Origin of the sequence: Citrobacter enshiensis, assembly GCF_029338175.1 — a bacterium.
Lineage (GTDB): Bacteria > Pseudomonadota > Gammaproteobacteria > Enterobacterales > Enterobacteriaceae > Citrobacter_D > Citrobacter_D enshiensis.
Genome location: NZ_CP119862.1, coordinates 961,832 through 973,566 on the forward strand (window position 1 = coordinate 961,832; position 11,735 = coordinate 973,566).

Here is an 11,735-nt window from a genome sequence, read left to right on the forward strand (position 1 = left end):
GAGGACGATGGTTGCGGTAAGAAGTGCACATCTTAATAAAGCGGGTGAATTTGATCCGAAAAAATGGATCACGAGTCTGGGAATCACCAACCAGCCGTCGTGTGAGCGCTTAGCCGAAACCTGGGCGTATTGCCTGCAACAGACACAGGGACACCCGAATGCCGAGTTGTTGCTGTGGCGCGGCGTGGAGATGGTGGAAATCCTCTCTATGCTGAGTATGGATATCGACACGTTGCGGGCTGCGCTGTTGTTCCCTCTGGCGGATGGTAATGTTGTCAGTGAGGATGTTCTGCGCGAGAGCGTAGGTCAGTCCATCGTCAATCTTATTCATGGCGTTCGCGACATGGCGGCAATCCGCCAGCTTAAAGCGACGCACACCGACTCCGTCTCGTCTGAACAGGTTGATAACGTTCGCCGGATGCTGCTGGCGATGGTGGACGATTTCCGCTGCGTGGTGATCAAGCTGGCGGAACGTATTGCGCATCTGCGTGAAGTGAAAGACGCGCCGGAAGACGAACGCGTGCTGGCGGCAAAAGAGTGCACCAACATCTACGCACCGCTGGCAAACCGCTTAGGGATCGGGCAACTGAAATGGGAACTGGAAGATTACTGCTTCCGTTACCTGCACCCGGCAGAATACAAACGCATTGCCAAACTGCTGCATGAGCGGCGCATTGACCGTGAACACTACATCGACGAGTTTGTCGGTCACCTGCGCGCGGAGATGAAGACCGAAGGCGTGAAAGCGGAAGTGTACGGTCGCCCGAAACACATCTACAGCATCTGGCGCAAAATGCAGAAGAAGCAGCTGGCGTTTGATGAGCTGTTCGATGTACGAGCCGTACGCATCGTGGCGGAGCGTTTACAGGATTGCTACGCTGCGCTGGGGATTGTGCATACGCACTATCGCCATCTCCCCGATGAGTTTGACGACTACGTCGCCAATCCGAAACCCAATGGTTATCAGTCTATCCATACCGTTGTACTTGGACCGGGTGGCAAAACCATAGAAATTCAAATTCGTACCCGACAGATGCATGAAGACGCCGAACTGGGCGTCGCCGCGCACTGGAAGTACAAAGAGGGCCCCGCTTCGGGGGCGGCGGCGCGTTCTGGTCACGAAGACCGGATTGCCTGGCTGCGTAAGCTGATTGCCTGGCAGGAAGAGATGGCGGATTCCGGCGAAATGCTGGACGAAGTACGTAGCCAGGTCTTTGATGACCGTGTGTACGTCTTTACCCCGAAAGGCGACGTGGTGGACTTGCCTGCAGGCTCCACGCCGCTCGACTTTGCTTACCATATCCACAGTGATGTGGGGCACCGCTGCATTGGGGCGAAAATTGGTGGCCGCATTGTGCCGTTTACCTATCAGCTGCAAATGGGGGATCAGATAGAAATTATCACCCAGAAGCAGCCGAACCCCAGCCGCGACTGGCTCAATCCGAACCTGGGCTATGTCACTACCAGCCGTGGTCGGTCAAAAATTCATGCCTGGTTCCGCAAGCAGGACCGGGATAAAAACATCCTTGCGGGTCGCCAGATCCTTGACGATGAACTGGAGCATCTGGGCATCAGCCTGAAGGAAGCTGAAAAGCACCTGCTGCCACGCTACAGCTTTAACGAGCTGGATGAACTGCTGGCGGCGATTGGCGGAGGGGATATCCGTCTGAATCAGATGGTGAACTTCCTGCAGTCACAGTTCAATAAACCCAGCGCCGCCGAACAGGATGCTGCCGCGCTGAAACAGCTGCAGCAGAAATCGTCTGCGCCGCAGAACCGTCGCAAAGATGATGGCCGTGTTGTGGTGGAAGGTGTAGGCAACCTGATGCACCACATTGCCCGCTGCTGCCAGCCTATTCCGGGTGATGAGATCGTCGGTTTTATCACTCAGGGGCGCGGTATTTCCGTGCACCGTGCGGACTGCGAGCAGTTGACGGAGCTGCGTTCCCACGCACCGGAACGGATTGTGGATGCGGTCTGGGGCGAAAGCTATTCTGCCGGTTATTCGCTGGTTGTGCGTGTTCAGGCCAACGATCGCAGCGGGCTGTTGCGCGACATCACCACCATTCTGGCGAACGAAAAAGTGAACGTACTGGGCGTCGCCAGCCGCAGTGATACTAAGCAACAGCTTGCTACTATCGATATGACCATCGAAATTTACAACCTGCAGGTGCTGGGCCGCGTGCTCGGTAAGCTGAACCAGGTGCCGGATGTGATCGACGCACGTCGTTTGCACGGAAGTTAATTTTAATCTTTAGGCCGGGTAAGGCATTAGCCGCTATCCGGCATTTTTTTGCCTGATGGCGACGCAAGACGTCTTATCAGGCCAACATTGGTTACAACTCTCAGGATCTCACATGAATCAAATCGACCGCCTGCTCGGCATCATGAAGCGTCTGCGTGACCCGGAAAATGGCTGTCCGTGGGATAAAGAGCAAACTTTTGCCACCATTGCGCCACACACGCTGGAAGAGACTTACGAAGTGCTGGATGCGATAGCCCGCGAAGATTTTGACGATCTGCGTGGTGAATTGGGCGACCTGTTGTTTCAGGTCGTGTTTTACGCCCAGATGGCGCAGGAAGAGGGGCGATTCGATTTTAACGATATTTGCGCCGCCATTAGCGACAAACTTGAACGTCGTCATCCGCATGTGTTTGCCGATGCGTGCGCCAATACCAGTACCGAAGTGCTCACGCGCTGGGAGCAGATCAAAACGGAAGAACGCGCCGGCAAAGCACAGCTTTCGGCACTGGATGATATTCCCCGCAGTTTACCGGCATTAATGCGCGCGCAAAAAATCCAGAAACGCTGTTCAAATGTTGGCTTTGACTGGACAACGCTCGGACCGGTCGTCGACAAGGTTTATGAAGAGATTGACGAGGTCATGTTTGAGGCGCGGCAGGCCGTCGTAGACCAGGCTAAACTGGAGGAGGAAATGGGCGATTTGCTGTTTGCTACAGTGAATATGGCCCGTCATTTAGGCACCAAAGCGGAGACTGCGTTACAAAAAGCGAACGAAAAGTTCGAACGTCGTTTTCGTGAGGTTGAACGCATTGTCGCAGCCCGCGGTCTGGAAATGACTGGGGTAGATTTGGAAACCATGGAAGAGGTCTGGCAGCAGGTAAAACGCCAGGAAATTGATCTCTAAGGAATTTAAGCGGTCAAGGGCGTTTTGTGTGATTTTTTAAATAACAAGCTCTTGATTTGCGTCAAAAACATTTAGCCCAAAGGGGCTATTTTCTCACTCCCAATATTAATGTGAGCCTGATGAAGAGGAGGAATAATGAAAGTTTGTGGCGTACGTCATGTTCGGGTATACTGCTTTCCCGTCTTGGTTATTCCATCGTCTTTTAAACCTAACTTCTCAGGTTCAGCATGACAACGAACTATATTTTTGTGACCGGCGGGGTTGTATCCTCTCTGGGAAAAGGCATTGCCGCAGCCTCCCTCGCAGCCATTCTTGAAGCCCGTGGTCTCAATGTGACCATGATGAAACTGGATCCGTATATCAACGTCGATCCGGGCACTATGAGCCCAATCCAACACGGGGAAGTGTTCGTTACTGAAGACGGCGCTGAAACCGATCTGGACCTGGGGCACTATGAGCGTTTCATCCGCACCAAAATGAGCCGCCGCAACAACTTCACCACTGGTCGTATCTACTCCGACGTTTTGCGTAAAGAACGCCGTGGCGATTATCTTGGCGCAACCGTACAGGTTATCCCGCACATCACCAATGCGATTAAAGAGCGCGTTCTGGCGGGTGGCGAAGGTCACGACGTGGTGCTGGTTGAAATCGGCGGTACCGTCGGTGATATCGAGTCCTTACCGTTCCTTGAAGCGATTCGCCAGCTGGCAGTGGATATCGGTCGTGAACACGCGCTGTTCATGCACCTGACCCTGGTGCCTTATCTGGCCGCGGCCGGTGAAGTCAAAACCAAACCGACTCAGCACTCTGTAAAAGAGCTGCTGTCCATCGGTATTCAGCCTGACATCCTGGTTTGCCGTTCTGACCGTGCGATTCCGGCCAACGAACGTGCAAAAATTGCATTGTTCTGTAACGTGCCAGAAAAAGCCGTTATTTCAATGAAAGATGTCGATTCCATTTATAAAATTCCAGGCCTGTTGAAATCTCAGGGGCTGGACGATTATATTTGTAAACGATTCAGCTTGAACTGTCCGGAAGCTAATCTGTCAGAATGGGAACAGGTTCTCTATGAAGAATCCAACCCGGCAGGCGAAGTGACGATTGGTATGGTCGGCAAGTACATCGAACTGCCGGACGCCTATAAGTCGGTTATCGAAGCGTTGAAACACGGTGGTCTGAAGAATCGTGTCTCCGTCAACATCAAGCTTATCGATTCGCAGGATGTTGAAACGCGTGGCGTCGAAATTCTGAAAGATTTGGATGCTATTCTTATCCCGGGCGGCTTCGGCTACCGTGGCGTAGAAGGCAAGATCGCTACCGCACGCTATGCGCGTGAGAACAATATTCCTTATCTGGGCATCTGCCTGGGTATGCAGGTTGCGTTGATTGAGTTTGCACGTAATGTCGTCGGTATGGACAACGCCAACTCGACGGAATTTGTGCCAGACTGTAAGTACCCGGTGGTGGCCCTGATTACCGAATGGCGTGACGAAGACGGTAATGTTGAAGTCCGTACCGAGAAGAGCGATCTGGGCGGCACAATGCGCCTTGGCGCGCAGCAGTGTCAGTTGGACGACGAGAGTCTGGTGCGTAAGCTGTACGGTACGCCGACGATTGTTGAACGCCATCGCCACCGCTACGAAGTCAACAATATGCTGTTGAAACAAATTGAAGCTGCGGGTCTGCGCGTTGCAGGCCGTTCCGGTGATGATCAGTTGGTCGAGATCATTGAGGTACCGAATCATCCGTGGTTCGTGGCCTGTCAGTTCCATCCGGAATTTACTTCCACGCCACGTGATGGCCATCCGCTGTTTGCGGGCTTTGTGAAAGCCGCCAGCGAGCATCAGAAGCGTCAGGTGAAGTAAGAAGTAAAAAGTTAGAACGGCAACGCGTACCTTAGGTACGCGTTGTTTGTCTGGAGTTTTAGTTTAACTTGTACTGAGGAAAATCTAATGTCCAAAATCGTTAAAGTCATCGGTCGTGAAATCATCGACTCCCGTGGTAACCCGACTGTTGAAGCCGAAGTACACCTGGAGGGTGGTTTCGTCGGTATGGCAGCTGCTCCGTCAGGTGCTTCTACTGGTTCCCGCGAAGCGCTGGAACTGCGCGATGGCGACAAATCCCGTTTCCTGGGTAAAGGCGTAACCAAAGCTGTTGGCGCGGTTAACGGCCCGATCGCTCAGGCACTCCTTGGCAAAGACGCCAAAGACCAGGCTGGCATCGATAAAATCATGATCGACCTGGACGGTACTGAAAACAAATCCAACTTCGGTGCGAACGCAATCCTGGCTGTGTCTCTGGCTAACGCCAAAGCTGCTGCTGCCGCTAAAGGCATGCCGCTGTACGAGCACATCGCTGAGCTGAACGGTACTCCGGGCAAATACTCTATGCCGGTTCCGATGATGAACATCATCAACGGTGGTGAGCACGCGGATAACAACGTTGATATTCAAGAGTTCATGATTCAGCCTGTTGGCGCGAAAACGCTGAAAGAAGCCATCCGTATGGGTTCTGAAGTGTTCCACACCCTGGCTAAAGTTCTGAAATCTAAAGGCATGGGTACTGCTGTTGGTGACGAAGGTGGCTACGCGCCGAACCTGGGTTCCAACGCAGAAGCGCTGGCTGTTATTGCTGAAGCGGTTAAAGCTGCAGGTTACGAGCTGGGCACCGACATCACTCTGGCGATGGACTGTGCAGCGTCTGAATTCTACAAAGACGGTAAATACGTTCTGGCTGGCGAAGGCAACAAATCTTTCACCTCTGAAGAATTTACCCACTTCCTGGAAGACCTGACTAAACAGTACCCGATCGTTTCCATCGAAGACGGTCTGGACGAGTCTGACTGGGATGGTTTCGCATACCAGACTAAAGTTATGGGCGACAAACTTCAGTTAGTTGGTGACGACCTGTTCGTAACTAACACCAAAATCCTGAAACGTGGTATCGACAACGGTATCGCTAACTCCATTCTGATCAAATTCAACCAGATCGGTTCTCTGACCGAAACTCTGGCTGCGATCAAAATGGCGAAAGACGCTGGCTACACTGCAGTTATCTCTCACCGTTCTGGCGAAACTGAAGATGCGACCATCGCTGACCTGGCTGTTGGTACTGCTGCAGGCCAGATCAAAACCGGTTCTATGAGCCGTTCTGACCGTGTTGCTAAATACAACCAGCTGATTCGTATCGAAGAAGCGCTGGGTGAAAAAGCACCGTACAACGGTCGTAAAGAGATCAAAGGTCAGTAATCTGAACCTTACCTCTTAAGAAAAAACCCGCTTCGGCGGGTTTTTTTATGCCTGCGCTACAGCAGCAGTGGTAGCGTCGCGCTGGCCGTTTGTTGGCTTACATTGCTGTAACTCTCATCCAGCGCAATCAGCGACGTGGTGAGCAGCTCAACTAACAGCATTACCCCGACTTTGGCATTCAGTGCCCCGGCGCTCAGCGGCCCTTCGGGTTTGGCGGCCACCAGTTGGAAATCACTCAATGAACCCAGCGGGCTTCGCGGCGTATTACTCAGGACCAACACCGGAACGCCACGCTTGCGGGCAAGCTTAACCACATGCAGTAAATCGCGGGTCGAGCCTGAACTGGAGATCGCCACCACCAGCGTCTCTTTTGACAGCGTCGCGGCATTCATGGCGGCACGATGCATGTCGCTGAACAGCTGCGCAGGTTTACCGAGTCGCAGGAGCTTGTAATGCAAATATTCCCCAAGAATCGCACTGGCGGCCACGCCGTAGATCTGCACAGCGTGCGCCTGATGCAGCGCCAGCGCGGCTTTTTCCAGTAACGCTCTGTCGAGTAATTTTGCCGTGTCCTGCAATGCCTGCACAGACTCATTGACGACGTTATCAATCTCATCGCCGCTCTGCTGAGCGGGTTGTCCCTGCTGGATATCCAGCGCCAGCGCCATCTTAAATTCGTTATAGCCTTTACATCCCAGCGTGCGGCATAAGCGCGTGACGCTTGCTTCACTGGTGTCGCTTTCCCGGGCCAGTTCGGTAATCGTCAGGTAGAGCACTTTTGCCGGGTCGTTCAGGACAAACTCTCCCAGCTTTTGCTGAGTCGGGCTGTATCCGGAAACCCCCTGGCGCAGCCTCAGCAACAGATTTTCATTTTCTGACATGCAAGATCCTTAATGCGTTTCTCTGCGGCTAGTGTGGCGGAAAGCAGGGGATCGATGCCAGTTATTTTAAAAAAGTATGATCCGCTTCCTGGATTTTTGGTGATAATTTTCACTTTTATAAATTTATATGGTAAAAATTTTCATCAGTTAATGGGGAAGTGAAAAAATGATGCAAATGTTCAGTGGTGCCTCCTCGGGGGCCTGGTTTGAAAAGGCGCAGCGGTTTGGTAAATCGTTCATGCTGCCAATTGCGGTGTTGCCTGCCGCGGGCTTGTTATTGGGGATCGGTGGCGCGCTGTCGAATCCGAATACCATAACAGCCTATCCGTTTTTGGATATCGGCTGGTTACAGGCCATTTTTACGATCATGAGCAGCGCGGGCTCAATTGTGTTTGCCAACCTCTCAGTGCTGTTTGCCGTTGGGGTCGCGGTCGGGCTGGCGAAAACCGATAAAGGCACCGCAGGGCTTGCGGCGCTGCTGGCGTTTTTAGTGATGAACGCCACGATCAACGCCTTACTGATCCTGACCGGTACGCTGGCGCTTGAGAATCCTGGCGCGGTAGGGCAGGGGATGACGCTGGGTATTCAGACCCTGGAAACGGGGGTCTTCGGCGGCGTGGTGATTGGTCTGGTGACCTGCGTTCTGCATCAGCGCTTTAACAAAATTGCGTTGCCGCAGTTCCTGGGCTTCTTTGGCGGCTCACGTTTTGTGCCGATCATCAGTTCGCTGGCGGCGATTCTGGTTGGCGCGGCGATGACCGTGGTGTGGCCGCATTTCCAGAAACTGATTTTTGGTCTGGGTGGCCTGGTGGATGCGACAGGGTATCTGGGGACGTTTCTGTACGGCTTTATTCTGCGCATGCTGGGCCCGTTCGGTCTGCACCATATCTTCTATCTGCCCTTCTGGACGACGGCGCTGGGGGGAAGTGAAATCGTCAATGGCCAACTGGTTGAAGGTACGCAGCGTATTTTCTTCGCCCAGCTGGCCGACCCTACTGTCCAACAGTTTTACATCGGTACCTCGCGCTTTATGTCCGGTCGCTTTATCACCATGATGTTCGGCCTGATTGGTGCGTGTCTGGCGATGTATCACACGGCGAACGCTGAGAACAAGAAACGGGTTGCCGGGTTGCTGTTATCTGCCGCGCTGACCTCTTTCCTGACGGGGATCACCGAACCGATTGAGTTCTCCTTCCTGTTTGTGGCGCCGGTTCTGTATGTCATTCATGCCTTCTTCGACGGGCTGGCGTTTATGATCGCGCATATCTTGCATATCACGATCGGTCAGACGTTTTCTGGAGGGTTTATCGATTTCATTCTCTTTGGTGTGCTGCAGGGCGAAGCCAAAACGCACTGGATGTACGTCCCGCTGGTCGGTGTACCGTGGTTCTTCCTGTACTACTTTACGTTCCGCTTCCTGATTAACCGCTTTGGTTTTCTGACGCCGGGGCGTGAGAAAGAGACGACAGTAGAAAGTGTGCTCCCGCAAAGCGAACGCGCGGCGGCAGTGATTGCCGGATTGGGCGGCAAAGACAACCTTGAAGAAGTGGACTGCTGTGCAACGCGTTTGCGCGTCACGGTCAAAGAGGGGGCAAAGGTGGATGAAGCGGCATTGAAAGCGACCGGCGCGCGTGGCGTCATCCTGCGAGGTAACGGGGTCCAGGTCATTTATGGCCCGCACGTCACGATCATCAAAAATGAAATTGAAGAGACATTATCGCAATGAAAACTGTACTGGATAACCTGAAAGGCAAGTTAGTCGTCTCCTGCCAGGCGCTGGAACATGAACCCTTACACAGCCCGTTTATTATGTCGCGCATGGCGCTGGCGGCAGCACAAGGCGGAGCGGTAGCGATCCGCGCGAATAGTGTGGTGGATATTGCCGCCATCAAACAGCAGGTCTCTTTGCCGGTGATTGGCATCATCAAGCGTGATTACCCGGACAGCGAGGTATTTATTACCGCCACGATGAAAGAAGTGGATGAGCTGATGAGTGTGGGGCCGGAAATTATTGCTCTCGACGCCACCGCGCGTCCACGCCCGCAGGGGCAAACGCTGGAAGCGCTGGTTGCGCAGATCCGTTCCCGCTATCCGGCGGTTTTACTGATGGCGGATATTGCCAGCGTAGAAGAGGCTGTCACGGCGCAGGCGCTGGGTTTCGATTGTGTAGGGACCACACTCTATGGCTACACCGCAGAAACTGCAGGTCACCGCTTACCGGAAAATGACTGCCGCTTTTTACGCGATGTGCTGGCTGCCGTGACGGTTCCGGTGGTGGCGGAGGGGAATGTCGAAACGCCGGAGCTGGCAGCGCGTTGCCTTGCGTTAGGCGCACACACCGTTGTGGTGGGTGGTGCGATCACCCGTCCGCAGCAGATCACGGAACGCTTTATTGCGGCAATCACAGCGTAAAGCACCGATGGGGCATGATACTTTGGCGGGGATCTGCGATAATTATCGTTTATCCCCACATTGAGATGATTATGCAGTACCCGATTAACGAGATGTTCCAGACCCTGCAAGGTGAGGGTTATTTTACCGGTGTCCCCGCCATTTTTATTCGTTTACAGGGATGCCCGGTCGGCTGTGCCTGGTGCGATACCAAACACACCTGGGATAAGCTTGAGGATCGGGAAGTTTCCCTGTATAGCATCCTGGCCAAAACCAAAGAGAGCGACAAATGGGGCGCGGCGAGCAGCGAAGATCTGCTGGCGGTAATTGGCCGACAGGGTTATACCGCACGTCATGTGGTGATTACCGGCGGTGAGCCCTGCATTCATGATTTGATGCCGCTCACCGAGTTGCTGGAAAAGAACGGTTTCAGCTGCCAGATTGAGACCAGCGGCACCCACGAAGTCCGCTGTTCGCCCAATACCTGGGTGACGGTTTCTCCGAAAGTGAATATGCGTGGTGGCTATGACGTGCTCTCACAGGCGCTGGAGCGTGCCAATGAAATCAAACATCCGGTTGGGCGGGTTCGCGATATCGAAGCGCTGGATGAACTGCTGGCCACATTGACCGATGATAAACCGCGCATTATTGCTCTGCAGCCTATCAGCCAGAAAGAAGACGCGACGCGTCTGTGCATTGAAACCTGCATCGCCCGCAACTGGCGTCTCTCCATGCAGACGCACAAATATCTGAATATCGCCTAACTTCGCGAATCTACTGACTGAAATTGTGGTTGGTGTAGTGTCGATTCCAGACGGACAGCTCAGACTGTCCGTTTTTGTATTCCCTTCATAATTTGAACCCTTTCGATTTGAGAGATTCCCGGCAATCTCACCGCTTTCTTGTTTTCGATAATAATAATCCGCACGTAAAAGATAACGTTTGTTTGTTAACAGAGAGAGAATTGGTTTATCGATTGGTGGTTTTGGACTGGATTTAACAGACAATGATTTTTCTTTTTAAATTAAATAATTAGACGCTCCTTGATCATATGGGTTTGTGATGAAAGTGTTGGCCAAAAGTTGGTAGACTGCTGGGTGTGAAAAAGGTGTTTTTAAACAAATTGATAGGATTATAAAGCTCCTCACGTCAGCGAGGATAATCCACAATACATGGCTCATATCATCAGAGTGACGAGATGTTTCCATACGAATGGAGTCATTATGGCTATATATATTGAAATAAATAAAAAATATGAAGATAAGCTGGTCGTTATTTACATCTATTCTCCGTCAGGCAAGCACAGCGGCGAATTATTAATCCACAAACACAATTTTGAGCTATGTTCTATTCTCTCTGCGGAGGGAGAAGAAGATGATTTTTATGTTTTTCGTGCCTGGTCTGCAATCAGAAAATGCTACAGCCGTGATGGTCAGTTTCCTGAAACAGCATGTTATGCCGCTTGAAGAGTAAGACCGTTCCCTGCGAACGCAAGGAACGTGTGGTAACTGTATTTGGGGGCGTAGCAAACTCGATTCTTACTCGCCGCGATAAATGCAGCCCGCTGTGCAGGTTTCTTTCACCATCACCGCGCTTAGCAGAGGGACGACAGGTTTAACCTGGTCCCAAATCCAGTGCGCCAGCACTTCACTGGTCGGATTCTCCAGACCAGGGATATCGTTCAGATAGTAGTGATCCAGACGATCGTAGGTCGGTTTGAACGCCGCTTTGAGTTCGGCGAAATCGATGATCCAACCCGTATGCGGATCCACTTCACCGGTAATTTCGAGTCGCACCATGAACGAATGACCGTGCAGACGGCCACATTTATGCCCGGCAGGTACATGCGGCAGGCGGTGGGCGGCTTCGAAGGTGAAATCTTTAAACAGGGTGGTGGTCATGATTAGCTCTCAATGATACGAAAAACCGCCGTAGGGTACCGGAAAGTACATTTTTTATCATTAACTAAAACGGCGCTCAGCCGCTGATTACGCTATTTATCCCGGTTAACTTTTTTATTTTCTTTAATTTCATGGGATTAGATAATCGTTTTTGCTGTTAATAAG

The 11,735-nt window shown here is 52.4% G+C and carries 10 protein-coding genes; 8 read left to right on the forward strand and 2 right to left on the reverse strand.

The genetic code is table 11. The features are described 5' to 3' along the window. Positions 1-7: 7 nt before the first annotated feature. The 4 genes from relA (at position 8) to eno (ending at position 6,397) form a co-directional block, all read left to right on the forward strand. Positions 8-2,245: a GTP diphosphokinase gene (gene relA, locus P2W74_RS04620; protein ID WP_276294093.1), complete on the forward strand. Its 2,238-nt coding sequence runs from the start codon at positions 8-10 to the stop codon at positions 2,243-2,245. A 112-nt stretch (positions 2,246-2,357) separates the two neighbouring features. Then, positions 2,358-3,149 carry a nucleoside triphosphate pyrophosphohydrolase gene (gene mazG / locus P2W74_RS04625; RefSeq protein WP_276294094.1) on the forward strand — a complete coding sequence of 264 codons (792 nt, stop codon included), beginning with the start codon at positions 2,358-2,360 and terminating at the stop codon, positions 3,147-3,149. A 227-nt stretch (positions 3,150-3,376) separates the two neighbouring features. After that, positions 3,377-5,014 (forward strand): glutamine hydrolyzing CTP synthase, encoded by a 1,638-nt coding sequence (pyrG, locus tag P2W74_RS04630; protein ID WP_276294095.1) that lies wholly within the window; start codon positions 3,377-3,379, stop codon positions 5,012-5,014. A gap of 87 nt (positions 5,015-5,101) precedes the next feature. Further along, a complete protein-coding gene (gene eno / locus P2W74_RS04635; RefSeq protein ID WP_203360178.1) occupies positions 5,102-6,397 on the forward strand; it encodes a phosphopyruvate hydratase in 1,296 nt (431 codons plus the stop codon). A 56-nt stretch (positions 6,398-6,453) separates the two neighbouring features. On the opposite strand, the gene P2W74_RS04640 is transcribed toward eno, so the two are convergent. After that, on the reverse strand, positions 6,454-7,278 hold the full coding sequence (locus tag P2W74_RS04640) for a MurR/RpiR family transcriptional regulator (protein WP_276294096.1): 825 nt from the start codon (positions 7,276-7,278) through the stop codon (positions 6,454-6,456). A 166-nt stretch (positions 7,279-7,444) separates the two neighbouring features. Here P2W74_RS04640 and P2W74_RS04645 point away from each other — a divergent pair, with 166 nt between their 5' ends. From P2W74_RS04645 to P2W74_RS04660, 4 genes are all read left to right on the forward strand, one after another. Then, the gene (locus P2W74_RS04645; protein ID WP_276294097.1) at positions 7,445-9,004 is read left to right on the forward strand and encodes a PTS transporter subunit EIIC; all 1,560 of its coding nucleotides are present in this window, start codon (positions 7,445-7,447) and stop codon (positions 9,002-9,004) included. After that, on the forward strand, positions 9,001-9,690 hold the full coding sequence (locus tag P2W74_RS04650) for an N-acetylmannosamine-6-phosphate 2-epimerase (protein ID WP_276294098.1): 690 nt from the start codon (positions 9,001-9,003) through the stop codon (positions 9,688-9,690). Before P2W74_RS04645 ends, P2W74_RS04650 begins: the two co-directional genes overlap by 4 nt. A 71-nt stretch (positions 9,691-9,761) precedes the next feature. Continuing rightward, positions 9,762-10,433, forward strand: coding sequence for a 7-carboxy-7-deazaguanine synthase QueE (queE, locus tag P2W74_RS04655; RefSeq protein ID WP_276294099.1), 672 nt, complete (start codon positions 9,762-9,764; stop codon positions 10,431-10,433). A 459-nt stretch (positions 10,434-10,892) separates the two neighbouring features. Continuing rightward, positions 10,893-11,135: a hypothetical protein gene (locus P2W74_RS04660; protein WP_276294100.1), complete on the forward strand. Its 243-nt coding sequence runs from the start codon at positions 10,893-10,895 to the stop codon at positions 11,133-11,135. Between the two features lie 72 nt (positions 11,136-11,207). Here P2W74_RS04660 and queD read toward each other — a convergent pair whose 3' ends face one another. Then, entirely contained in the window at positions 11,208-11,570 is a 363-nt protein-coding gene (gene queD, locus P2W74_RS04665; RefSeq protein ID WP_203360183.1) for a 6-carboxytetrahydropterin synthase QueD, read from the reverse strand. Between the last annotated feature and the right edge of the window lie 165 nt (positions 11,571-11,735).